Source organism: Halostagnicola alkaliphila (assembly GCF_055379965.1).
In genome coordinates, this window is sequence record NZ_AP043826.1 from 242,143 (window position 1) to 264,162 (window position 22,020).

Annotated in this window: 24 protein-coding genes and 1 pseudogene; 10 read left to right on the forward strand and 15 right to left on the reverse strand. The window is 57.5% G+C overall.

Annotated elements, in window-relative coordinates; genetic code table 11:
- Nucleotides 1-9: 9 nt before the first annotated feature.
- Both arlH and ACZ5C7_RS06290 read right to left on the reverse strand, forming a co-directional pair.
- Nucleotides 10-768, reverse strand: coding sequence for an archaellum protein ArlH (gene arlH / locus ACZ5C7_RS06285; RefSeq protein WP_464375498.1), 759 nt, complete (start codon nucleotides 766-768; stop codon nucleotides 10-12).
- Nucleotides 765-3,806 (reverse strand): FlaD/FlaE family flagellar protein, encoded by a 3,042-nt coding sequence (locus ACZ5C7_RS06290; protein ID WP_464375499.1) that lies wholly within the window; start codon nucleotides 3,804-3,806, stop codon nucleotides 765-767. The genes arlH and ACZ5C7_RS06290 overlap by 4 nt, the downstream gene beginning before the upstream one ends.
- A gap of 645 nt (nucleotides 3,807-4,451) precedes the next feature.
- On the opposite strand from ACZ5C7_RS06290, the gene ACZ5C7_RS06295 reads away from it, so the two are divergent.
- The gene (locus tag ACZ5C7_RS06295; protein ID WP_464375500.1) at nucleotides 4,452-5,084 is read left to right on the forward strand and encodes a DUF7500 family protein; all 633 of its coding nucleotides are present in this window, start codon (nucleotides 4,452-4,454) and stop codon (nucleotides 5,082-5,084) included.
- Nucleotides 5,085-5,193: 109 nt separating this feature from the next.
- Here the strand turns inward: ACZ5C7_RS06295 and ACZ5C7_RS06300 are convergent, their stop codons facing one another.
- The 5 genes from ACZ5C7_RS06300 to ACZ5C7_RS06320 form a co-directional block, all read right to left on the reverse strand.
- Entirely contained in the window at nucleotides 5,194-5,328 is a 135-nt protein-coding gene (locus ACZ5C7_RS06300) for a hypothetical protein (RefSeq protein WP_464375501.1), read from the reverse strand.
- A gap of 52 nt (nucleotides 5,329-5,380) precedes the next feature.
- Nucleotides 5,381-7,102: an archaellar assembly protein FlaJ gene (gene flaJ / locus ACZ5C7_RS06305; protein WP_464375502.1), complete on the reverse strand. Its 1,722-nt coding sequence runs from the start codon at nucleotides 7,100-7,102 to the stop codon at nucleotides 5,381-5,383.
- A gap of 230 nt (nucleotides 7,103-7,332) precedes the next feature.
- Nucleotides 7,333-8,427 carry a FlaD/FlaE family flagellar protein gene (locus tag ACZ5C7_RS06310; RefSeq protein ID WP_464375503.1) on the reverse strand — a complete coding sequence of 365 codons (1,095 nt, stop codon included), beginning with the start codon at nucleotides 8,425-8,427 and terminating at the stop codon, nucleotides 7,333-7,335.
- Between the two features lie 23 nt (nucleotides 8,428-8,450).
- A complete protein-coding gene (gene arlG, locus ACZ5C7_RS06315) occupies nucleotides 8,451-8,963 on the reverse strand; it encodes an archaellum stator protein ArlG (protein ID WP_464375504.1) in 513 nt (170 codons plus the stop codon).
- A complete protein-coding gene (locus tag ACZ5C7_RS06320) occupies nucleotides 8,964-9,458 on the reverse strand; it encodes a flagellin (RefSeq protein ID WP_464375505.1) in 495 nt (164 codons plus the stop codon).
- Nucleotides 9,459-9,975: 517 nt separating this feature from the next.
- Here ACZ5C7_RS06320 and ACZ5C7_RS06325 point away from each other — a divergent pair.
- Nucleotides 9,976-10,326 carry a hypothetical protein gene (locus ACZ5C7_RS06325; RefSeq protein WP_464375506.1) on the forward strand — a complete coding sequence of 117 codons (351 nt, stop codon included), beginning with the start codon at nucleotides 9,976-9,978 and terminating at the stop codon, nucleotides 10,324-10,326.
- 644 nt (nucleotides 10,327-10,970) lie between these two features.
- Here the strand turns inward: ACZ5C7_RS06325 and ACZ5C7_RS06330 are convergent.
- Nucleotides 10,971-11,525, reverse strand: a complete 555-nt coding sequence (locus tag ACZ5C7_RS06330) for an archaellin/type IV pilin N-terminal domain-containing protein (RefSeq protein ID WP_464375507.1) — start codon at nucleotides 11,523-11,525, stop codon at nucleotides 10,971-10,973.
- Nucleotides 11,526-11,563: 38 nt separating this feature from the next.
- On the reverse strand, nucleotides 11,564-12,775 hold the full coding sequence (locus ACZ5C7_RS06335) for an archaellin/type IV pilin N-terminal domain-containing protein (protein ID WP_464375508.1): 1,212 nt from the start codon (nucleotides 12,773-12,775) through the stop codon (nucleotides 11,564-11,566).
- A gap of 278 nt (nucleotides 12,776-13,053) precedes the next feature.
- Between ACZ5C7_RS06335 and ACZ5C7_RS06340 the strand changes: the two genes are divergently transcribed.
- Nucleotides 13,054-13,266 carry a hypothetical protein gene (locus ACZ5C7_RS06340; protein WP_464375509.1) on the forward strand — a complete coding sequence of 71 codons (213 nt, stop codon included), beginning with the start codon at nucleotides 13,054-13,056 and terminating at the stop codon, nucleotides 13,264-13,266.
- Between the two features lie 75 nt (nucleotides 13,267-13,341).
- Here the strand turns inward: ACZ5C7_RS06340 and ACZ5C7_RS06345 are convergent, their stop codons facing one another.
- The gene (locus ACZ5C7_RS06345; protein WP_464375510.1) at nucleotides 13,342-13,626 is read right to left on the reverse strand and encodes an AbrB/MazE/SpoVT family DNA-binding domain-containing protein; all 285 of its coding nucleotides are present in this window, start codon (nucleotides 13,624-13,626) and stop codon (nucleotides 13,342-13,344) included.
- A gap of 349 nt (nucleotides 13,627-13,975) precedes the next feature.
- On the opposite strand from ACZ5C7_RS06345, the pseudogene ACZ5C7_RS06350 reads away from it, so the two are divergent.
- Nucleotides 13,976-14,158 (forward strand): annotated as a pseudogene (locus tag ACZ5C7_RS06350) (toxin-antitoxin system TumE family protein); the annotation flags it as partial.
- A gap of 21 nt (nucleotides 14,159-14,179) precedes the next feature.
- Nucleotides 14,180-14,629, forward strand: coding sequence for an HVO_A0114 family putative DNA-binding protein (locus tag ACZ5C7_RS06355; protein ID WP_464375511.1), 450 nt, complete (start codon nucleotides 14,180-14,182; stop codon nucleotides 14,627-14,629).
- A gap of 248 nt (nucleotides 14,630-14,877) precedes the next feature.
- Here the strand turns inward: ACZ5C7_RS06355 and ACZ5C7_RS06360 are convergent, their stop codons facing one another.
- Complete coding sequence (locus ACZ5C7_RS06360) at nucleotides 14,878-15,276, reverse strand: hypothetical protein (protein WP_464378495.1); 399 nt, start codon at nucleotides 15,274-15,276, stop codon at nucleotides 14,878-14,880.
- Entirely contained in the window at nucleotides 15,222-15,641 is a 420-nt protein-coding gene (locus ACZ5C7_RS06365; RefSeq protein WP_464375512.1) for a DUF7344 domain-containing protein, read from the reverse strand. Before ACZ5C7_RS06365 ends, ACZ5C7_RS06360 begins: the two co-directional genes overlap by 55 nt.
- 202 nt (nucleotides 15,642-15,843) lie before the next feature.
- On the opposite strand from ACZ5C7_RS06365, the gene ACZ5C7_RS06370 reads away from it, so the two are divergent.
- Genes ACZ5C7_RS06370 through ACZ5C7_RS06380 form a run of 3 tightly spaced genes read left to right on the forward strand, consistent with a single transcriptional unit; the run spans nucleotide 15,844 to nucleotide 18,518 of the window.
- Nucleotides 15,844-16,344, forward strand: coding sequence for a hypothetical protein (locus tag ACZ5C7_RS06370; protein ID WP_464375513.1), 501 nt, complete (start codon nucleotides 15,844-15,846; stop codon nucleotides 16,342-16,344).
- Entirely contained in the window at nucleotides 16,345-18,075 is a 1,731-nt protein-coding gene (locus ACZ5C7_RS06375) for an ATP-binding cassette domain-containing protein (protein ID WP_464375514.1), read from the forward strand.
- On the forward strand, nucleotides 18,075-18,518 hold the full coding sequence (locus ACZ5C7_RS06380; protein WP_464375515.1) for a hypothetical protein: 444 nt from the start codon (nucleotides 18,075-18,077) through the stop codon (nucleotides 18,516-18,518). The genes ACZ5C7_RS06375 and ACZ5C7_RS06380 overlap by 1 nt, the downstream gene beginning before the upstream one ends.
- Nucleotides 18,519-18,714: 196 nt before the next feature.
- Here the strand turns inward: ACZ5C7_RS06380 and ACZ5C7_RS06385 are convergent, their stop codons facing one another.
- Nucleotides 18,715-19,029, reverse strand: a complete 315-nt coding sequence (locus tag ACZ5C7_RS06385; protein WP_464375516.1) for a DUF8065 family protein — start codon at nucleotides 19,027-19,029, stop codon at nucleotides 18,715-18,717.
- A gap of 645 nt (nucleotides 19,030-19,674) precedes the next feature.
- Between ACZ5C7_RS06385 and ACZ5C7_RS06390 the strand changes: the two genes are divergently transcribed.
- Nucleotides 19,675-19,890 (forward strand): hypothetical protein, encoded by a 216-nt coding sequence (locus tag ACZ5C7_RS06390; RefSeq protein WP_464375517.1) that lies wholly within the window; start codon nucleotides 19,675-19,677, stop codon nucleotides 19,888-19,890.
- On the forward strand, nucleotides 19,887-20,114 hold the full coding sequence (locus tag ACZ5C7_RS06395; protein ID WP_464375518.1) for a hypothetical protein: 228 nt from the start codon (nucleotides 19,887-19,889) through the stop codon (nucleotides 20,112-20,114). The genes ACZ5C7_RS06390 and ACZ5C7_RS06395 overlap by 4 nt, the downstream gene beginning before the upstream one ends.
- Nucleotides 20,115-20,216: 102 nt before the next feature.
- Here the strand turns inward: ACZ5C7_RS06395 and ACZ5C7_RS06400 are convergent, their stop codons facing one another.
- Complete coding sequence (locus ACZ5C7_RS06400; protein WP_464375519.1) at nucleotides 20,217-20,921, reverse strand: DUF7345 domain-containing protein; 705 nt, start codon at nucleotides 20,919-20,921, stop codon at nucleotides 20,217-20,219.
- A 21-nt stretch (nucleotides 20,922-20,942) separates the two neighbouring features.
- Nucleotides 20,943-21,899: a hypothetical protein gene (locus ACZ5C7_RS06405; RefSeq protein ID WP_464375520.1), complete on the reverse strand. Its 957-nt coding sequence runs from the start codon at nucleotides 21,897-21,899 to the stop codon at nucleotides 20,943-20,945.
- Between the last annotated feature and the right edge of the window lie 121 nt (nucleotides 21,900-22,020).

Consider the following 22,020-nt stretch of genomic DNA (forward strand, 5'->3'; position numbering starts at 1 on the left):
CTAACTCGCTTAGGCAACGCTCCGGTTCTCGATCACGATTCCCGTCCCCGATCGGACCGAATAACCGATCCGGTCACCGACCTGTTCGCCCATCCCCGCAAACCGCTTGATGAACAGCTGCCGTCGGATATCGTTTCCGACTTCGATCATCTCTAACTCCATGAAAACGTCCGCGATCGATCTGAACGGCCCGATCGCCTCCTCGCCGACGGTCGAGGGGTCGACCGTCAACACGACAACCTTTCCCTGTGAGATGATATCTCTGAGGAACGAAATTATCTCGAGGGCGGCCTGCCGTTCCTCGTTCTGTCTGACCAGCGCCTCGAACTTCGGATCGTTTCGCAAGATCGCATCGAAGGTGTCGATGATCACGACATCGGCCGTCCAGATGGTTTCTTCTTCCATCAGATCGGTCAGCAGATCCTGTCGGGTCTGTTCGTCGTCGCTGGCGGATAACACGCTCCCACTGTCGAGGTCGCCGTGTAAAAACAGCATGTTCTCGAACAGGAGATGCTCTTCGACGTTGTAGTTCAGCGAGTGCATCTGTTTGACAAAGCCCTGTACCTCGAGTTCGGTCGAGAGAAAGGAAACCGATTTCCCGGTCTCACAGAGGCCGTAGGCAAAGCGCTGTGACAGCGCACTTTTTCCGGCACCGTAGTCGCCCTCCATGAGGACGATACTCCCGGTCGGAATGCCGCCACCGAGTTCCTTGTTCAGTCGGTCGCGATCGTCGAGGCCGATAGAGAAGATATTATTGAGTTGACTCATTGTTCCTCCGCATCTGCGGATTCTTCAGATTCCGAGACGCCGTCGTGGCGCTCGGCGTTCGCGTCTCCGTGCGTCTCCCAGGAGTCCTCAGCGGAAGCCGACGACCCGTCGGCGTTCTCCCAGAGCGCTTGACCGCCGTCGGTGTCCACGCCCTGTGGAGTGACCTCAGCCGGATTCCGAGCGCTTGGATCGTCGCCCGACTCGGACGCCTCAGGTCCGTTTCCCGATTCGTCGGACGGCTGCCAGAAGCCATCGTCCTCGCCGTCCGCGTTGGACGAATCCGGTTCGGAGTCGTCCCAGAGCGCGTTTTGCCCGTCTGACTCCGCCTCACCCCAGAGATCACCGGGATCGTCGTCCGCGTCCGGCGCACTCTCGTCGGAATTCTCGAGCCAGTCGATTTCGTCGTCGGTATCGGCTTCGGAGACGGCCGGATCGTCGGGTTCCTCGTCGACTTCGGACTCCTTCCAGTCGAATTCCTGTTCCGGAGAGTCAGACTCCGCCGACTCGTCGACATCGGTCGCCGGTTCGGTGTCAGCCGGTTCGAATTCGGTCAGTTCAGCAGCGTCCGATTCGGTCTCGGCTAGTTTAGTTTCGGCCGGTTCAGTCTCAGTTTCAGCTGGTTCGGTCTCGGCCTCAACTGGTTCAGTCTCGATCGATTCGAACGCCGTCGATTCGGGTTCGGTTTGCTCGAGTTCGGTCGATTCAGCATCGACCGTGTCGGATTCCTGCCACTCGAGTTCTTGTTCTGACGCCTCGGACGCCGCCTCGTCCCACTCGTCCGCGTCCGGTGAGTCGTCGGGAACTGTCGCCGACTGGTCCTCCGCAACTGGGGACGATACGTCGTCCGAGACCGGTGTTTCCGGATCGTCTGTAACTGGGGCTGGCGAGTCGTCCGAAACTGGGGCTGGCGAGTCGTCGTCTGTACCCGGAGACGGCGGCGAATCATCTGCGATCGCGTTCTCTTCAGCCACGGGGTCGTCGACGGCTAGGTCTTCAACAGCCTCAGCGTCGGTCTCAAACGGCGCGCCCCCAACAGCCTCAGTTTCGGCCGCGGCCGGGATCGGCGTCTCGGCGTCGGCTTCGTCAGTATCCAAAATTTCTTCGACAGCTGCAACTGCTTCGCCAGCGGAAGGCTCCTCGACGCTCTCGGCGGCATCCACAGGCCGTTCGGCGGCGTCAGTCGTCTCAACAGCTACCGACTCTTCGACGGCATCAGCGTCGATCCCAGTCGAAAGCGTGTCGTCGGTCGAAACTCCCTCGTCCGTAGTCTCCTGTTCGCTCGAGTCGGGGGTATCGACTCGTTGGGACTCGGACTGGTCGTCGAATTGCTGAGACTCGGACTGATCGTCAGGTTGTTGGAGTGCGGGCTGGTCGTCGGATCGGTCGGGTTCAGACTGGTCGCTCCCCGATTCGCCTTGGACAATCCAGCCGTTCGAGGCCGGTGCCAGGGACCCGTCGTCGTTCTCGACGCCGATATAACTCACAAAGGTGAGCTCCGTTCCGGTGCTCTCGGCGTCGGTCCCATCTGTCCCTTCCGCGGCCGCTGGAACAGCGTTCGATGAGTCCGCCTCGACCGGTACCTCGCTCTCGGTCGTCGACTCGAGCTCGTCATCGCGGTCGAGTTCGGGCTCCGTCTCGAGGGCCGTCGCCCGCTCTTCGATTTCGGCGGCATCGAGTTCGGTCTCGAGTCGGCTCGCCGGAATCCCTTCTTCTCGGACCCACTCGCCGAACGTGCGCTGCTTTTTCTTCGGCGATGCGACCTGACTGATCCACCAGAGGCTTCGACGATGGTCGATACCGAGCGAAGAGTTCGGTTGCGGGTCGTCGACATCGGGGCCGCCGCCGAAGCCGTTGAGCATCGTTTGCAAGTACTCCTCGACGGGGTCATCGACCCAGTGAACCGAGCCGTAGAACCGAACCGTCTGGGCTGCACCCTCGAGGCCGACCTCTTCGACCAGGTAATCCAGCCACTCCATGACGAGAAACTCCGTATCGTATTCGGAGGGGAGCGACTCGAGGTACGGTCGACCGCCGTCGCTCCAGGCGTTTTCGATGCTGTCGTCGACCGGGGCTCCGGCCGCCTCGGACGGAGCGGTATCCGAGTCGAAGACATCGGCCGCGGTGGTCGCCTCCGTCGACCCGGTATCGACTTCCGTTTCCGAGCCAGTTTCGCCAGTCTCGAGGTCGTCGGTCGTCTCGTCGCCCTCGCCGTCCCACTCCGCGGATCCCGATTCGTACTCGTCTTTGAGTTCGTCAAAAGAGAGGTCCCCGCCGCCGATATCGTCGTCCGAGCCGGTTTCGGCTCCGAGTTCGTCGTCAGCATCGTCGAACTCGTCACCGAACCCGTCGTCCGGATCGTCCTCGATGACATCCTCGTCGAGGAAGTCTTCCGCGTCCGCATCCGAGATATCGTCGTCGACCGCCGCTTCCTCCTCCTCGTCGCCGTCGAAAATGCTGCTATCGCCAAAATCACCGGTCCCTTGTGCACCGCCGCTTCCGTCGTCGAACGAGTCGCTCAACGAATCGCCTTCCACGAAGGGGTTTACCCCCTGCGTTACCATCTCGTAGACTTCGAGCAGTTTCCGAATGTTCTCCTCGATATCCTCGAGCGATTCGCCGATCTTCTCGTTTTCACTCTGGACGGTGTTTACCGTCGAGGAGAGCGATCCAACGTCGTTTTCCATCTCTTCGACGCGGGCTTCGATCTCGCTGGATGCACCGCCTTCGGCGTCACCGCCGTCGTCCATCTCGTCGAAGGACATCTCGCCGCCACCCATCATGTCGTCACCGCCTCCCATCATCCCATCGCCGCCCATCATGTCACCGCCGCCACCGCCCATCATATCGTCGCCGCCGCCACCGCCGAGGAGATCATCACCGCCTCCCACGGCGCCACCGCCATCGGTGCTTGAATCAGGCATCAAGCCGCCGTCACTCGTGCTCCCGGAGATACTGTCGTCTCCCATCAAACTGGAATCACCGCCTCCGGAGCCGTCGTCGTTATCGCCGCCGAACATATCTCCGATTATAGATAGCATGACTGTTCATCCCTCAAGCGGGTCGTTGTGTCCCTCCTCGCCCCAGCGTACTGGTACGTGTCTCAAAGGAGAAACCGATAAATCTCCGTGTTGCTCGGCGACGAGGGTACCCATATGGTATGTAACTATGAACGTATGTATTAAGTTATTGTGGCCGACGAGATCCGGACTCTCGAACGCACTAAACCGCGCTTACAACGCGTTAGATTCGATATCTGTGGGACGGGGGAGCCACTACTGCGCTTTTAAATTCTCCAACAGCAAAGAGTAATAATTGACAGTTGTCGCACGCGGACGGAAAACCGATAACCGAATTGCAGAGACCGACACCGAACGGGCCTCGTCCTCGAGGGCGGTGACCCTCGAGAACTCCACGATACGCGAACATCCACACGCGAGGCGACTCGCCCTCTGAAGAACTCGAGTCAGCCGGAGGAGCCAAGGCTCCCCCACCAGCACCGGAATTTCGAATATCGAACCGGACGCCCTCCGCCGGGGCGATAGCGATGAAATCGATCGTTGCTGGCAGCGAATTCACCGGCGGTCACGGAGTACCTCGACGGAACGATTCGGATTTTCACACTGTCAGGTCGGGCGAAGGATTCTTTCTCCCTCGGCCCTAACTCCCGTGTAGAGGGATGGGCCATGACAGACGGTAACACCGACGATCCGAAAGAAAACGCAGACGTTCCACCCGTTCTCCCCGAGGAACAGCAAACACCTGCTGACAGCGGGGGGATTCTCTCGCCCGACGATCTGGATATCTCCGAGAGCCCGTACGTGGCGGAAATTTCGGACAGTCGGTACGTCGTCTCGCCGAACAAGAGCCCGCCAAACGTGTCACAGGAAGAGTCACTCGAGCCCCGAACGCAATCGACCGAACCAGCCCGCTCGGGGGCCGACCACGGAGGCGGGGGACCCGACCGGTCGGGGACGCGGGGAGAGATACGGAGCCCCGAAGCCGCTCGGACCGTCCTCGCCGACGAACTCGAGCGACTCGATTCGAGGTACGCGATCGATCTCATCTCACAGTTCGACGACAACACCGTCCGACACCGGACCGCCTCGGACGACGTCGTCGGAACGTTCGACAACCTCGTCCTCTGGTACGCCCAGAGCGTCTCACAGAACACGCCGACGACTCGAGCGGTTTCGCTCTTGCTCGCCAGATCCGAGTTCAACGCACCGCTGACCGAGAACCGGATCCGACAGGAAATCGGCAAACACGGCCTCAACGAGTCGAGTACGATCGGCGAGTTGCTCGCGAAACTCGAGTGACGGGAGAATCTTACCCGGCCTGTGATCGGTCGTCCGCGTCCCCTAAGACAACCCTATTCTGAAGAGGCTATTACGGCGATTCCGGAGCGATGGAATCGTCCTGCGCGTCCTACGATCCGTTCAGAAAGATTACACCGGCCATGAAAACCGCCAGCACGAGCGCGTAGCCGAACAGCAACATGCCGCTGTGTACCGATTCGACCGCACGCGAACGCAGTCCGAAGTGTCGTGGTCCTTGAGTCATTCTCTGAGCGAATTTTTCGATGTGAGGGTTATTGCTCTTGTGGCCACCGGAATCACAGATCGACCGAGATCAGCATGTCGATCAGCCGCTGGGTGAGCGCGCCGGTGACGCCGCCGATCCAGAGCAACGCCGTAAAGTGGAGGTAGGAGTTTCCGAAGTGGCCGCCGTCGGCGAGCCGGAGCACGAGCGAGGAGATAAACGCGTTGAAAATGAGGACGACGACGATCAGGTACCGAAGGACGTAGACGTTGTACTGGTCAGTGTGAATCAACGACCCGGAGACGATGTTCTCGCCGGTGTCGATATCGAACCCCGAGAGCATCACGGCCAGTTCCAGTCCGATGAACAACGCGAACGTTGCGGCGACCGAAATCCCGTAGATGACGCCGACGAGCGTCGTCACCTTCTGTTTTCGCTCCTCGCGAAGGTTGAGGATCACGTTCATGTTCGTACTGATGAGTTCGCCGAGACGTTTCGGGCCGCCACCCATCTCCCGGCCGATCAGGTACATGTTACTGAACTTCTGGATCAGGAACGAGTTCGCCTCACCGGTGAAATACCGCCAGGATTTCTCGGTGCTCAAGCGCATGTTCAGCCGCCGGTAGAGGTTGTCGATATTCTCGGACAGCGGCCCGAAATCTTTCGTTCGGAGCGTGTCGAGTACCTCCCCAGTTGTCGCCTGCTTTGCACTCTCGGTCGTCCCGAGGGCGCGAATGAAGTTCGGGAACTCCCGATCCCGCTCGAAGGTGTTCTTCTCCTCGTACCAGAACACGAGTCCGGGAATCAACATCGGGAGGGTTGCGACTGGCATGTACAACAGCAACGGAATCGACCGAACCGGGAACAGCGGCGGAATCAGCCGGAAGAAGACCAAGGTCATCATGACGACGAAAAAGAGGCTGAGCGAAAACCCGGCTATCGTCGACGCGAGCATCCGCTGTTTCGTTTTCGTCCGGTATCCCTCCTCGAGATACCAAATCGGATCGTTCGGAACGACCGCTTGAATCACGAAGAAAAAGCCGATCTGGACGAACATGAACAGGACGATGACGAGCGAAACGGTCAGCGTCGGGTTCGCCCCCGACAGGAGCGGGAGAACGATCGCGAACACGAGCGCGAACGTCATCGAGATAATCATCGACAGGTAGAGATCCTTGATGACGTCCAAGTTGTTCATCGACTGTCTGTAGACCGTCGAGTACTGCTCGATCAGGACTTCCTGCTCTTCGAGGAGGAATTTGTCCAGTTCTTGGCCAGCCTCGAGGGTGTAGGCCATCCGTTCGAACAGGTCCGTTACCGACTCGCTCGGGACGGCCTTGGCGCGGCGGCGACAGGCGTCCCCGAGGCTCAGGTGCCAGACGTCGACCAGATCGACGATCCGCTGGATCTCGTCCGCCAACTCCCCGTACTGATCCTCTCTGGCGAGCTGGCGAAGGACCTCCATGCGGTCGATGTTGGTCGTCGCCAGGACCGTCATGTGGATCACGAGCAGGTGGAACCGCTGTTCCATCTCGATGCGTCGACTGTCCACGGCGAGGCGCGGATAGCCGAGCGCCGTCACGAAGACCAACAGCCCGAGGACGGGAACCAACAACCGGACGAACAAAAAGACGTCCAGCAGGAAGGCGACGACGAACGTTCCCAAGAAAAACACGAAGGCGGGGACCAAGACCCCCAGCACGTAGTACTTTGCCGGGAGCTCCATCTCCTCGTACGAGCGGATGATGGATCCGCTAACGTTGGCCGCCGCCGCCGTGTTATCTGCGATTCCCATAATCTTCCTCAACCGTTCTCTGTCCGCTCGTTTCGACCGCGTGCGGTGACCATCACAGCAGTACAGTAACGACCACCGCGCCGATACGAGGTCGGCCACTGCACCGATGCAGTTTCAACATCCGACACAGGACCCTGGCCGCCACCGGCTCGAGGAACCGGTCGCCGTCGAAACAGGACGGTGACCGCCGCCGTCGGGTACCGTAACGTGTCGGTTCGCTGTATGCAAAATCACCGGCCAGTCGCCTCCTGGTCCGGCGGCGTTAGTGCCTCCCGAGCCGGCGTCTCGGTCACCAGCTCCGGGGCCTGCTCCGGCGTTGCGATCCAGGCGATGTACTGTAAACTCCGCTTGTGCTCGTCGGTCTCGAGGACCGACCGCGGTTCGGGGTCCGAGGCGATTGCCGTCGCCGGTTGCGAGTCGTCGCCGAAGCCGTTGAGCATCGATTGTAAGTACGTCTCGACCGGCGGCGAGATCCAGCCGACCGACTCGTAGTAGGCGAGCGTCTGAGCCGCGCCGGAAACGCCAACCGTCTCGACGAGGAAGGTGAGCCACTCGATGGTCATCAGCTCTGCGTCGCTTCTCGAGGGCTGGGTGGCGAGATACGGCGGATCGCCGACCTGACCGTTCTCGCCGAGATCGATCCCGCCGACCGGAGACTGGGCGGACGGGTCGGGTCGAGTCTCCTCGGCGAGATCGTCCTCGATTTCGTCGTCGAGTTCCGAGCCGTCCCCCGACGCCTCCTCCTCGTCACCGAGCGTGTCGGAGAACTCGTCGTCCTCGAGTCCGTCGTCCGTAAACGCATCGTCCTCGAGCGAGCCGTCCTCGTCGAACTCGTCGCCGAACCCGTCGTCTTCGTCCTCGTCGTCTTCGATATCGTCGTCGAGGAAATCGTCCGCCTCCGCGTCGACGATTTCGTCGTCGATCTCGCCGCCGAGGTCGTCGTCATCGCCGCCGAAGATCCCGCTCTCTTCGGTGTCGAAAGCGTTGCCGATCTCCTGGTCGGCGGCGAAGGGATTGACGCCCTCGGTGACGATTTCGTAGAGGTCGACGAGTTTGTCGACGTTTTTCTCGACGGTCGTGATGGAGTCGCTGATCTGCTCGTTCTCGCCGCGGACGGTCTCGACTTTGTTCTCGAGAGATTCGACCTCCTTCTCGATTTCGTCGAGCTGATAGGTGAGTTCCATCTCCGAATCGTCGTCCTCGTCGTCGGCGAACATCGTCTCGTCGCCCATCAGCCCGTCGTCGGCACCACCCATCAGGTCGTCGCCGCCGCTCGTGTCGTCCGATGCGTCATCGCCGCCGAGTCCGCTGAAGTCCAGTACCATATGTGTGAGTCACCAAATCAGCGTTAGTCTCCGCCGTCGTCGCCCGCGACGTGGAAGTCGATGCTGTCCTCGTTGTCGTTGACGATTACCGTCGCGCTCGTGTCGCCGTCGATCTCGATATCGCCGTTCGCCCCCTCGAGATCGATCGTCAGTTCGACCACGTCACCCGTCTGCCAGGAGCTACTGTCGGCGTACAGGTGCTCGAGTTCCGTGTGATCGCTCGAGACGTACTGGCCGTTGACCAGAATGTCGACGGCCGAATGGTGGGCCTCGAGGTGTTCGGAGCCGATGTTCTTGACGTAGAGCGTTATCCGCTCGTCAGTTTCTTCGTCGCCGGCGTCGTAGATCGAATCCGGTTGACCGGCGTCGCTGATGATATCGATCTCCGTTTCGATCTCCGTGGATGTCGCCGAGCCCTGCGTTTCGATCGCCCCGCTCAAGTTGTCGACCTCGAGGACGAGCGTGCCCGCGATCCCCGCCGCGACCACGATACTCGCGATAAACAAAATGAGATGTGTCGCTGAAACGCTCGCCATCTACGATCCCTCCTCGTACTCCGCACTCGCCGTGATTCCGTACTCGGTGACGAGCTTGACGCGGTCGATATCGTCTTCGTTGTCGACGCCCGAAATCCCATCGAGATCGAGTTCGATCTCGAGTTCAGAACCCGGATGCCAGATATCCGTCTCCTCGTACTCGACGGGATCTTCCTCGCCAGTCTCGGTAACGACAGTGGTCGCATAGTGATCGTAGTGGACGTACTGGCCGTTGACCAACACGTCGACTTTCATCACGTCGATGGTCGTCGTTCCGTCGTTGGACGCGACGACGGTCGGTTCGTCTGCGTCCGGATCAGGGGACTCCACGATATCGATAGCGGTGTTTATCTGGTCTCGAGTCTGCTCCGCCTGGGCCGAGAACGCACTGCCGGTATCACCACCGGCCGCAAACACCGCCGGAAACAGAACACCCGCCGCTAGGAGAAAGCCGATGAGCATAACCGCAACCGCAGCGCTCGTGCTAAACCCCATTATTTCTCCGAGACACAATGCACGTGCAAAAACGCTCTGGCCATCGAATGATAGCAAGTGTCAGGACAATCAGACCCAAAAGTAGAGACGGGTGACTCGGAAACGAGAATCCACGGAGCTGATTTCCGCTCGACCGGAGCCGCGGTGTGCTCGCGGATCGAACGAACTCGAGTATTCGCCGCTCGAGAACGAGTATGCAACATTGTGAAGAAATACCAATTAAAAGTCCGCTGTCGGGGTACCTCTAGTTGGCGAACGAATGCGTAGTGAGAGGATTCGGGAGGGCGGGTAGCCGATAAACCTGAACTTAACATTTCTTCGGGGAGAAAGCCTCTTTTAGCACGACTCCGTCTGGGAGTTTCGGCCGGGAGGTGACTACGAGCCTATTTTCAGTAGTACGGGCGACTTATCAACGATTCAGAGTCCGTAATCCGACTGAATTACAGGTAAGTTGAGTTAACGGCTCGGACGATCAATCCGTATTATTCCCTCTCACAGACTCAGACTCGAGTGCAGCATGACAGAACCCACGCTTACACGACGACGGTTGACCGTACTCGCCGGATCCGGTCTCGCGGTTGCGCTGGCCGGTTGCAACGACGACGGAGAGGACCCCGAAGAAGAGGATCCAGCGGCTCCCGAAGACGAGGAACCGCCGGAGGAAGAGGATCCAGCTGAAGAGGAGGAAGATCCAGCAGAGGAAGACCCGGCTGAAGAGGAAGAGGACCCGGCCGAGGACGAGGAGGATCCAGCCGCGGACGAAGAGGATACGGAGAACGGGAACGAAACCGACGAAGAAGAGAACGGAATGAACGACGAAAACAACGAAACGGACGATGGCGAAGACGGGAACGAAACCAACGGATAACGGACACTATCCCCGATTCCTTTTCTCGAAACCGATTGGCGACCGCCGCGAACGATCGACCACCCTAACGCGGACGAGGACGGGGAACGGTGCGACTCGAGAACGGTGGTAGCGTCGTTCGAGTAACGCCGCCGCGAGGAGCGTTGACGGCCCGATGGGAAGAGAGCGACAGCCCGATAGCAAGGGGTGATAGCTGCGTCGGAAAAAGGCCGGGGGCGGCCTTTTGAACATATATCAGTTCGGGGCGCGTGAGGGAGTGAATTTCCGGGTGCCTCTCACAGTAGTGATCGGACTCTCCTCCGACCCCACACGTGGTTTTCGATGAAAACACTATCAAACTTATTGCTAGTTCGTTCGTTGAGTCTTCACAAAACATGTATTTTAAAAAATGTGACTGAGCGAGAATCGAGTTCCGAGACGCTCTCGGCCGTCCGTCGGTCACAATTCTCGCCGCCCCGGCGCTCGCTAGGTGGGTTGAGTCGAACCGAACCACGCAGAGTGAGTTCGAGGGCGGTGCTACCGGAGAGGCGGGTTCAACTCGAGGGGGAATCACCCTCAGCGTCGAATTACCAACTCAAAAGAAGGGGCCCCGTTCGGACAGTGGTCCAACTCAGGCACGGGCCCAACTCAGACACGAGTCTCACTTAGAGGCGGATCTTCTCGCCTGCTTCGCCGTCGAGGGTGGTCGGCACGATGAGTTCCCGGCTGATCTGGGCCCCGTCGTTGGTGATGATCGTAATCGCCGCGCCGTCGCCCGGCTCGAGCGGGCGGGCTTTCTCCTCGAGCTCGAGCGTGATCGTCCCGCGGTCGGAGCCGTCCTCGAGCACCGTGCCCTCGGAGCCGTCGACGGCGACGTGCTCGCCTTTGACGTAGGCGTGGTCGTTCGGCCCGAGATAGTCGATGACGATGTTCCCGAGGTCGATGGGGTTGGAGCCGGGGCCTAAACTGACCGTCATATCGACCGTCTCGATGTGTCCGTTTTCGTCGAGGGTCCCGACCGAGGTGTACACCTCGAGGGTGTTCGAAACCTGTGCCGTACTCTCCTGCCCGGTCGCTTCGGCCTGTGACTGAAGGACGCCAGCAGTGTTCACGAGAACACCCGCCGCGACGACGGCGATGAGCACCATCGCTACGAACATGATGAGTGTTCCAATGCCTGCTTGCGCGCGTCTATCTTCGTCAGTGGCCGTCTCGAGCATCAATAAATATAATTACCCGCGAGGTCTCTAAAGCCGATTTAGAGACTGATTGCGTCGGACGTCAGCGTCGACGGTGCCATCAGGACCTCGGTGGTCTGTGCGTTATCCGCGGTTACGATACGGAACTCGGCGGAGCCACCTGCTTCAATCGGCGTGAAGTCTTCGTTACCCCCACCGTTGAGTTCGAGTTCGATTTGGAATCGGTCGTCAGACGTGAGAACAGCGTCGTCGAGATCGCCGTCGTCAAGACTGTTTCCGTTCAGATCCTCGATGTCGAGATTATCGAGGTCGGCTGCCTGTCCACGTTCGGTTTCTTCGCCAACGTACTCGAACGTTGCTGCCTCGAGGTCGACTGCGTCAGCACCGGGTCCGAGCGAGACCATCAGCGAGGCGCTCTCGATGTAGTCGCCGGTTCCGCTTCCACTTTCGTACTGAGCGTCAATCTCGAGAGCGATACCTCCATCTCCATCTTCGACAACGTGAATTGGATTATTCAACGCCCGTGCGTCGACTTCAAGCGTGGCTGACTCAGTATCGTACTCGCCACCGTCATCAACGGTAGCTATCATCTCGTTGTCGCCGCTGGTGAGATCTCCGAGATCCACATTGTCTGCCTGAAGATCCGTACTACCAGGGTTAAGATCATCGCTGGTAATATCAACGGAGCTAATTGCGCCAGTCTGGTCGTAAACTGAGACAATTGTGCTCTCGAGCGGGTTTTCAATTACGAGATTGTTGTTTGTTTCATCGTATTGTGTTGCAGTGAGTATTAGCTCTCCATCTTCATTCACATAGCTCGAGTCAACGTCACTCGAACTAGACTCATCAGCGGCATCTGTAGTAACTGAGATCGTATCAGTATCAGTCAGATCACTACCGGCCAATTGATCCTCAACCTCTGTATGAGTACCAGATGCTAATACGTTCCCGCCACCATCTGACACTTCGATGTTATCGGCAGTAGTGAGGTCATCTGCAGTAGTGCCATCATCAGCCAGTTTAACATCAACGCTCTGGAGAAGATCCCCGGAGCCAGCTACTTGACCCGTAGCTGATTCTATTTGGACGACGTTGGAAACCTGTGCTGTACTCTCCTGACCCGTTGCCTCCGCCTGCGACTGGAGAAGACCGGCCGTGTTGATCAGTACACCTGCCGCAATCGCTGCGACAAGCACCATCGCGATGAACACGATGAGCGTACCGATACCCACCTGACCGCGTTCTTCTTCGTCTGTGATTCGTTCGAACATTGTTAGTTGTGTTTGCGTCCAGCACCACCCCCGAAGTTCGTGTGTGCCTCCGCTGGGAACTGCCGGAACGTATCAACGATTTCTAACTAACCTGTATTAAGTCTATTCGCCATATCTGACACTATATAACTCTACTTGCCGATGGCGTTATACCTTAAATCTACTTGCCGTCGTCGCGTTTTCCTATTTAGTTCTACTTGCCGATCGGCCATACCATAAAATATCCATCAATTAATTCGGACGGGACACTTAAGCCCACTGGCCTGAATTTCTCGAGCATGGACATCATCGACGGAACCAAAGTCGAGTGTAGTCGCTGTGATGAACTCACGTCGCTGGACGACGTCAACGTACTGGGGAAACGAAACAATCGCACGTACGCGAAGCCGATCTGTGACGGCTGTCTCGATAACATCGGCGTCCCGCGCGGGTACGAACTCGAGCGCGACGTGAGCTACCTCAAGCAGAACTCGGACGAAACCCACTCCTGAGTACCGCCGGTCGAACCCGTCTTCTGGATCTCGAGTGCACGCCGACGAGCCGCCGGCTCGAAATTCAACGTCGCATCACTCGTCGGTAGTGTTTGCTGCGCCGCTTCGAACAACAGCCCGATGCTTCCGAGCAATTGGATCACCACCGTCGTCAACCGGGGCCGTCTCCCCGTCTTCTGAAGCCGTTTCCGCAACGAGACGGTCCATGCGTTCGATACTCCGTTCGGGGGTATCTTCGGGTTCGACGACCGCCGTTCCGCTCTCCTCGTAAATCGTTACCTCTGTCCCGGGCGTCATCCCGAGCCGTTCTCGAAGCTCCTGCGGAAGGACGACTCGTCCGTTCGAATCTACTTTTGGCACATTCCCATAACTGGTGGGAACTGACATGACGGTTTTGCACAGCACACTGATCCATCGACGCGGTGGATGAGCAACGTATCGGACCAACGACAGGGTCGCTCGAGCGCGATGTGGGCTACCTCGAGCAGGGAGCGGACGAAACGGACTACAGGTCTCGTCGGTCGATCCTATAGAGGCAGAGTATCGACGAAGACGGGACTGGCGAAAGGAATCCGGCGAGTAGTGGGGGGAGGAAGACAGGTATTGTTCTTGCGACCAATGGCCTTATTGCATTGGCCTCTGTACCAATAGGAGAGGATGGCCTCAGTGACCGACGATGACCTCGATGGCGTGAGCGAAGCGATGGCACCCACCTCGCACGCTTGCTGATGGGACGATTCGTCGACTGGATAATTCGCACGAAGACACGAAAGGGCACGAACTGCACGTTGCACCGGACCCCGAACCAGAGATACTCGAGTTTCCGGGAATGGTCGAACGCTGGGAACGGTTCTGGAGTGACATTCCGAAAACCGAGTACGAGCTCGAGTGAGGCCATCTCCACGGTGATACTATGAACGATACCACGCCGCCGCTGCACCCGATGGAGCGCGAACAGCTTCGAGCCGAATCAACGCTCGTCGTGACCGTGAAATCGTCCGACGAGTTCCACGACGACGTCGCCGACGGCATCGAGGCGCTGGAACGAGGCGACGCAGTGGATTCCACGCCGACGCTCTCGTTCACGAGTTACGACGAGCTTATGAAGACGCTGACACCGCGTGTTCTCGATCTTATCGAGGCCATTCGTCACGAAGAGCCAGCCAGCATCAACGAGACCGCACGGGTTGTTGATCGGGACATCAAGAACGTCCACGAAGAACTCAACCGGCTTGCCCAGCTGAACATCCTCTTTTTTGAAGCGGACGGGCAGAGCAAACGCCCGGTCATCTGGTTCGACGAACTCGTGATCACTCTCCCGTTCGATCCAGAGGGGAGCAACACGGCAACCGCAGCCTCGTGAGAAGGTGCAACCGCTTTCTTTCTGAGAGCGCATTACTGCACTACTCGCAGGAATACGTTTGAAATAGCACTACGCGGAGCATAGTAGCAGTAGTTGATAATACGGGTTCTTTATTCAGAGTGGGTCGTGAAACTCGCGTTCAGTATAGGAAAAGCAGTTATCGAACTCATTCCTCGCAGCGGATATTGGTGGTCAGCTTTCAAACGGAAGACTTCCAAGGAATTCGTCACTCTGGTAATCGAGATGGTCTAATCGAGGACCGAGTAGTTCACGGACAAGGACCACAAGGGATTAGTCGTTCCTTCACCGGCCATTCCGATCTCCGTTTTCGTCCCATCAGCATCTTCGTCCCACAGACCAACAACGACTTTCGCCCGATCAGCAACAATCAGACGACTTACCTTAGGATAACGCGACTGTTCGTACATCCAGTCCATCTGGGGGTCCCAAATCGTCGCTTCTAGAAGACGATCACGGAAAAACTCCCGCGACTCTCGGCTTTTCGTTCCGGCATGAAGTTCAATTCCTCGTTCGATAGCTCTCTCTGCATGGGGGAGACACTCCTCGTCGAGGAGTTCATCAGAACCGTAAATCAGAAGCAGTTTATCCTCGGCTCTATCAGCCAATCCCCGGCAGTAGTCGTACACGGCTTCGCGCCCTTCCAGTCGTCCAACGGTGCTTTCGTCTGTTCTGCGACCCGCTTTGAACGTGAGATCTGGTCATTGAGTACGTCTATGTCCATCCACTTGACGTCACTTGCCAAGCAGTTCTCGCTGGTGACGATGTTTTCATCGCGGTCGTATTTGATCAGCCCTACTTCGTCAAGCCGAGGCAGATAGTTGTGATGGAGCGAGATAACCATCTGCTCGATGTTCCCTTTGTCCTCCGAAACGAGTTGTTCAGAAATCTCGGTCACAGAAAGTCCGTGTGAAGCATCAGTGAGAGCGGTCAAAACTTCCCGATTAGTGGCATCTGTAAATAGCCGAATGAGTTCTTCGTCCTCCGAATCCATTACCAGAGAATACTCCTGAAAGGTACTAAATAGAAGGAGTCAATCCACATACATAATTATTGAATTACTATATATTATTTTTGTTGAAGTTTAAACCACCCCCATGGTCAAAAGCACACGTAGTTGTCGTTCAGCACATAGGGCTTCTTAGCGCAGTCTATCATAGCCAAGAATAAGCCAGTCGACATAGCAACCAAGTAGTGTGTCTCTGATCCGTATCATTACACAAGCCGGGCCCGGGGGAACCGTTGTGTCTATTCTTGCCTACTCTACTGGAAAATACTGGTTTCCAAATATCGCCAGAAACGAGTTAGTACTTGCAGCAGCAGCTTTCGGCTTCATGTTTGGCCTCATCTTGAAATTGCTCAGCAAGCAGGCAATATTCTTTGTTTCGTTTCCAATCATTGTCCGGGCGAAGAGAGAGATCAACAAAAAGAATGATCAGGGACATTTCTATTTTGACAATGAAGATAAGAAAGATGACTTCGACAAGTTTGACGGCCAAGTCTTCCAATACACCTGTCTATTCTATTCTGGGTTGCTTGTTGCCACGGCATCCGGAATCCATGCTTACCTGCTAACAGACCCACTGGAAACTCTCGGGCTTCTCACAATTACTGGCCTCTCTATTGTTATACTATGTAGCTTGCCGATTATAAAAATAAGGAAGATTATTCTAATGACCCCCGTAATGTTCGAATAGATGAAAGTAAGAGATGTTTACTCTCGGGAATTTGCGAAAGAGGAGTACGGGGGATTCGAACATACGAATATTGAGGGAGAGAATCTGCTCATTCAGGGCGGCAATCGCACCGGGAAGACTCTCACATTCAACGCGATTCTGTACAATCTTCTTGGACCACAAGAAACGATCGATCTGTCCACTGGCCGGAACAACAACGTAAGCCTTGGATTCACCGACGGAGTCGAGTTCCGCCGAGGTAAGCTGGGTGCGCAATTCAGGGAAGACGATACCGAAAAGAGTGAAGATGAGGCTCAGGAAGAGCTCGCAGACTGGCTAGCGGAAGATCTGTCCACGGAGGTCTCAAGTACGGATCTGATCAAAAACCACTTCGTCCATACCCATATCGAACGGATGCCGCTTTCGCGGCTTTCGGAAGACGCTCGGCTAGATCACGTTCGGTCGGCAGTTGATCAAGACACCCAAGAGAGTATCGAGGTGACTGAGGAAGAGATCTCACAACTGGAAGAACGAATCGCAGAAATCAAGGCGAGTCTACGTCGGGATCGGGGGGATAAGCGCGAGCGCGAGAACAACCTTCGTAGCGACGAAAATCAATTAGAAAAGTTCCAACAAATAAAGTCGCTTGCAGAGTCCGGGAAACTCGAAGACATCATTGAGACAATAGAGTCTGACGAAGAGCTTCAAGAAACACTCTCCGAGTTGTCTAAGAAGCAGGACTTCCTCCAGCGCAAGCAGAGAAGTAAGCGGAAGGATAAGAGGCAGTGGGAACGATACCGAGAGTCGGAGAGGAACGCAATCATCGCTGAAGCGGTCAACGACTTCGTCTGTCCCGCCTGTAGCGGCCACGTCGATACGGACTTAGCGGAGAGTCGCTTGGGGCGGCGCTGCCCATTCTGTGCCGTCGACGGTCGTAGCGACGACCTAGAGGCGGATGTCGATGAGAAGATCAGCCGCTCCGAAGAAGAGCTAGAAGAAATCGAGGAAGTACTGGAGGAGATCGCATCTGAGCTAGAAGAAGTCAACGAAGAGATTGCCAACATTCGAGAGGAGCAACCCGAACTGGGCGACATCGACGGCCGGATTGAGCGAGTCATCCGAAATAATGAGTACGACTTCTCCACTATCGTCGAAGAAACCGTAAAGCAACTGGAACGCTATCAGTCGAGCATCGATGAGACCGAGGAGGAAATCTCGGAGAGAGAAACCGAAATTGAGGAACTGGAAGACGAGTTGGATTCCTCACAGGAACGTCTGGAGGAGGCTAAGGACGAGGTGAAAGAAATGCGGGAGGAGAGCGTCAACGCCGAGATCAATGAGTTCTCCGAAGAATGGCAAGAGGTTTTCGAGGAGATGGCCGGCGAGATCGGATTAGAGATCCAGATGATGCAAGATGGGGACATCGAGATTCCTGGGTCTGAGGGGCCCCGAAAGTACGACCGAGCGGGAGACCTGAGCGATGCGGAGATCTCCTTCATGAACATCTCGTTTGCAGTTGCGTACAATCGCTTCGTCCGAGAAGCGGGAGCGACTGAGTGGTCGACAATCGTCTGCGACGAACCCTTCTCGAACCTCGACGCGGAAGGTCGGGAAAACCTTCTTGAGTTCATCCAGTCGTGTGACGAGCAATTCATCTGCACATCCTCCAACGAAGAAATGCTGGAGGAGTTCCCGAAGACTGGAAAGCTGACTCGGCAGCGGATTCAGGCATCTCTCGGGAGGTACGCATAATGAAGGACGAAGAGGGGAAGAACCACCCTCATCTCCTCATGCTCGATGAGTTCGATGGAGAGATCGATGGGGAACTGAAGTACCAGAAAGTCCTCTACAAGTATCGAGTGAACGCACTTGAAGAGGAAGACTGGGGTTTCACGAGGGAACGTTGGGGCCCGACCGACCCAGGCTTCACTGAGATCATGCAGTCACTGGAGGACCTTGACCTCGCGGAACTGGAAGAGGACGACCGTATGCACATCTTCCGACTCACAGATGCTGGGGAAGAGGTGGCAGATGGGCTCAAACGGGGGCTCAGTAAGCTGGATCCGGGGTTTAGTCCCCGGATTCAGACGATTCTGGGTATCGCGGAATCCGATAAGGACCGCTCCGGGTCGGAGATCGTTGAAGACGAAATCGTGCAGAACGCGAAGGAGGAGACAGAGCAGTCGCAGGTGTAGGCAAGTAAGGACGCACACGTAGTTACCGAACTACCCGATTCGGTTTCAAACACATTTCTGAATAAAGAAATTACGCTACTATCTACTGGTAGAGAGCAAGAATCTAATACGAGTCATCCGAAGACCAGTAACAATCACGATAGGTTCAAATAATGTGAACGCACCAGAACAGGGTTCCGGATTTGACTCGCTTCAACTACTGCCTACCATCCTTATTCTTGGAAGTATCAAGCTCCGAAGCCTCCTCGAAGGCCGTCCGTTCGCGCTTGATCTCCTCCAACGCATCGCCCAACAGGATCTCTGCAATCTCTTCGGAAAGCTCTCCTCGTTTGTACCGCTGATGGAGGGTGATTTTCTCCTCGTCGGAAAGCGTTTCTCGCAGTTTCTCCTGTAGGCCCTGTCGAGCAAGCTCACTGGTGTTGATCCCGCCGAGGCGCATCTGATCGACGATCTGTGTCGCCTCCTTTTCAGCTTTCCCCCGGAACTGGATTTTGTCGTTGTTCGTCGCCATCTTGCCTTCCCGTTCGCTCTGTATCGATATAGCTGTTGTGACGCGCCATCCGTGTCATGACAGTATCTCGCGTTATGTTCGACGACCCCTCCGAATCGCCGGCATCCGCGTGACCGGTCGCCGGTCGCGTATTCGATTCTCGAGCGAATTCTGTACGGAGAGACGAGCGCAGAGACCCGATCTCAGAAAAGCAGACGCGACCGATTACGCCCCGATTCGAACCCGTTCGCTTCCACTCGAGAACGGTTCCCAAACCGCAAGACGTAGCCACGGTAGGCGTTCCCACAGGGCGAGGTGAGCTCCACCTGAAACGTGAGCTCTCGAGGCGGAAACGCCTATCCGAGATTCGAACGTTCAGGAAGACCAGATATTATTTTCACTCCATAACAGTAATTATATGACACTACAGCACATCGGCCCAAATGGAAGTCATGGACTCCGCACACGGGGGCGTTTTGTATTGAAATGCCCCGGGTGGTAGAAGCACCCGAGACGTGGCTTCCAAACCCGAGAGGGTTTGTCAACCATGTTCGGATTCATTCTCCGCGGGCTTAAACATCCCGTCCGACACCTGAATCGAATACCAGATACCAGCGCCCTCGAGCGGTTGCGTTCCCGCCGATCGGTCCCCGAAGGTGGGACTCGATGACCGCCTCGAGTCGACCGCTCGTCGTCGAAATCGTCGAAACGCTCGAGGCCCACGGACTCTCGCGAGACGCCTACCGGCTGGCCGACGAAATCGACCCCGAGGCGCTCGAGCGCGTCCTCGAGTCCGGCGGGCCGAAAACGGCGGTCCGGTGCTCGATTCGGGAGATCCCACTGGTCGTCACTGCCGACGGCCCGCGGGTGATATCGACGTGAGCGACTCCGAACGCGACTCGAGTGCCGACCGTGAGTCAGACCTCGAGGGCACCCCCGATTCGGCCCCCGACTGGGCGGACGAGACGGACCTGGACCCGGCGGACTGTCCATTCCCGCTCTGTCCCCGCTGTGGCCGACCCGTTACTCGAGTGACCAGCACCGGCCCCGCCGACCACACCGCGGGTCCGTGTGGCTGTCGCGTGAGCGGGAACCTGCTCGAGTAGCTCCCTTCCGACGATCCCGTTCTCACAATCTCAGCGGGTGCAGACGGACTCCGCCGCTTCGGTAAACAGATCACACCCGAAGGGGTTTGAAAGCGACTCGAGTTACCGTAACCGAAGGCCGAGGAGAACGAGGATCGAACCGACTGCAACGATTCCGCCGAACCCGGGTGTCCCATCAGACTCGGTCTCCTCGCCGTCGGACACCTCATTCTCGGATTCCTCGCTCGCCGGGGCGACGACCGCTTCGAATCCGTCCAGTTCGGTCTCCGTCTCCCACATCGCCCGTTCGCCGTCCGCGACGGTCGGTTCGGGTGTCGACGACTCGAGTGTGGACCCTGTTGGGCCCTCGAGGACGAGCGGCCGATCGGTCTCGAAACCGCTCGCAAACGGTTCGTCGACGACGAGCGAGTCACCATCGACAGCCGCCAGCTCGTGCCAGATTACCGAGAGCGACACGATACCGCGGTCGTCAGCGGACCGGAGGGTGACCTCGTCCCCGGCAATCGACGTATTGTCGGACGTGTCGATCTCAGCCGAGACGGTTTCCAACCGATCGGTGAATCGCTCGAGTAGTTCGGCCTGCGTCTCCTCGTCCGCTCGAATCGATTCGAACGACTCGCGTTCGTCCGAATCGGTAACGTCGTAGACCGAAACGAGCGTCACTGTTGCATCACCCTCGTCGGAAAGTTCGACGTGGATAGTCGGCCCCTCGGTGTCCGCGGGGCCGGAAATGTTCTGCACGCCACTCGAGCCGGCAACTGGTGTGGCTACTGCACTCAACAGAACCAGCGACACCAATCCCACCACAGCGACTGTTCCCCGCATGATTTAGGCGAGTGCCGGTCGCGCGTTGCTAGAGCCGCTATCGGAAGGGTGAGTGTCCGAACTGCCGCCCGAGGTGGATGCGTCGGATCCGCCGTTGTCTTCACTCGAGGATTCACCGTCAGAACCGCCATCCGTGGATTCGTTCCCGTCAGCGTCTTCCGCTCCGACCGTGTCCCCATCGCTATCTTCGGCCTGTTCTCCGGGAGTTTCTTCAGCAGCCCCGTTCTCGGGGCCAGCAAACGCAGCGTCATCAGTGCCGTTTTCTCGTTCCAGGCCAGCCGGGTCCCCAGCAACGTCCGGCGTTTCGTTCCCGTCGACGCCCTCGTTCGGAGCGTCGACTGGACCGCCTGGGGCCCGATCGCTCACAACCGAGTGACCAACCGAATCGCCAGCGATTGATCGAGCGATTTCAGCCGTTTCTGGCCCACTAAGTTCGTTCGCACGGTCGCTGAGTTCCTGAATAGCGCTGGTGTTGATACCGCGTTCTTCGAGTACGTCCGCCGGGATTTCGCTCGCATTGGTCGCCGTACTGTTAGCCAGTCGGTCTGCGGTTCGGGTTTCGGCTTCGATCGTCGCAACTGCGGCTCGGTACTGTCCCTCGCTAATGTTCCCAGCCTCGCGCTCCGCTTCGAGCGTCTCCTGGCGCTCCTCGAGGGATGCAAGTCGTTCGTCAACGTTTTCGAGTTGCTCGCCAACGACGGCCGCTTTCGTTTCGTTGGTCTGAGCGCTCGCAATCTTGATACCGTATGCACGATCCGAGACCTCAGCGTCGATCTCGGCTTCCTGCACTCCGATAACGCCGGTTAGCCGTTCGCCGGGGGCAATAGATTCGTTCGATTCCTGCTCGACCTGTTCGCTTTGGTCGGGATCATCCGCAAGGGCCCCCGCTGCCCCCAGTGGCAGTACAGCCAGCGAGACAACGAGTGCCACGGCCAGCACGATCGGTGTGATTTTGCTCATTGTACTCGACCCCAGACATCCTCCACTAATAGACTATCACGATACTATCGGCGGTTCAACGACGTTTTCGACGGTTTAACTCGGTTTTCGTTCCGCTGTCTGCTGTCGATTCCGCCGGACA

Coding starts and splice junctions, on each gene's coding strand:
- ACZ5C7_RS06375 (WP_464375514.1), top strand. CDS start 16,345: ATGAAAGTAAGAGATGTTTACTCTCGGGAATTTGCGAAAGAGGAGTAC.
- ACZ5C7_RS06405 (WP_464375520.1), bottom strand. CDS start 21,899: ATGAGCAAAATCACACCGATCGTGCTGGCCGTGGCACTCGTTGTCTCG.
- ACZ5C7_RS06365 (WP_464375512.1), bottom strand. CDS start 15,641: ATGGATTCGGAGGACGAAGAACTCATTCGGCTATTTACAGATGCCACT.
- ACZ5C7_RS06310 (WP_464375503.1), bottom strand. CDS start 8,427: ATGGTACTGGACTTCAGCGGACTCGGCGGCGATGACGCATCGGACGAC.
- ACZ5C7_RS06295 (WP_464375500.1), top strand. CDS start 4,452: ATGACAGACGGTAACACCGACGATCCGAAAGAAAACGCAGACGTTCCA.
- arlG (WP_464375504.1), bottom strand. CDS start 8,963: ATGGCGAGCGTTTCAGCGACACATCTCATTTTGTTTATCGCGAGTATC.
- arlH (WP_464375498.1), bottom strand. CDS start 768: ATGAGTCAACTCAATAATATCTTCTCTATCGGCCTCGACGATCGCGAC.
- ACZ5C7_RS06385 (WP_464375516.1), bottom strand. CDS start 19,029: ATGGCGACGAACAACGACAAAATCCAGTTCCGGGGGAAAGCTGAAAAG.
- ACZ5C7_RS06300 (WP_464375501.1), bottom strand. CDS start 5,328: ATGACTCAAGGACCACGACACTTCGGACTGCGTTCGCGTGCGGTCGAA.
- ACZ5C7_RS06390 (WP_464375517.1), top strand. CDS start 19,675: ATGACCGCCTCGAGTCGACCGCTCGTCGTCGAAATCGTCGAAACGCTC.
- ACZ5C7_RS06340 (WP_464375509.1), top strand. CDS start 13,054: ATGGACATCATCGACGGAACCAAAGTCGAGTGTAGTCGCTGTGATGAA.
- ACZ5C7_RS06325 (WP_464375506.1), top strand. CDS start 9,976: ATGACAGAACCCACGCTTACACGACGACGGTTGACCGTACTCGCCGGA.
- flaJ (WP_464375502.1), bottom strand. CDS start 7,102: ATGGGAATCGCAGATAACACGGCGGCGGCGGCCAACGTTAGCGGATCC.
- ACZ5C7_RS06320 (WP_464375505.1), bottom strand. CDS start 9,458: ATGGGGTTTAGCACGAGCGCTGCGGTTGCGGTTATGCTCATCGGCTTT.
- ACZ5C7_RS06355 (WP_464375511.1), top strand. CDS start 14,180: ATGAACGATACCACGCCGCCGCTGCACCCGATGGAGCGCGAACAGCTT.
- ACZ5C7_RS06330 (WP_464375507.1), bottom strand. CDS start 11,525: ATGCTCGAGACGGCCACTGACGAAGATAGACGCGCGCAAGCAGGCATT.
- ACZ5C7_RS06335 (WP_464375508.1), bottom strand. CDS start 12,775: ATGTTCGAACGAATCACAGACGAAGAAGAACGCGGTCAGGTGGGTATC.
- ACZ5C7_RS06380 (WP_464375515.1), top strand. CDS start 18,075: ATGAAGGACGAAGAGGGGAAGAACCACCCTCATCTCCTCATGCTCGAT.
- ACZ5C7_RS06290 (WP_464375499.1), bottom strand. CDS start 3,806: ATGCTATCTATAATCGGAGATATGTTCGGCGGCGATAACGACGACGGC.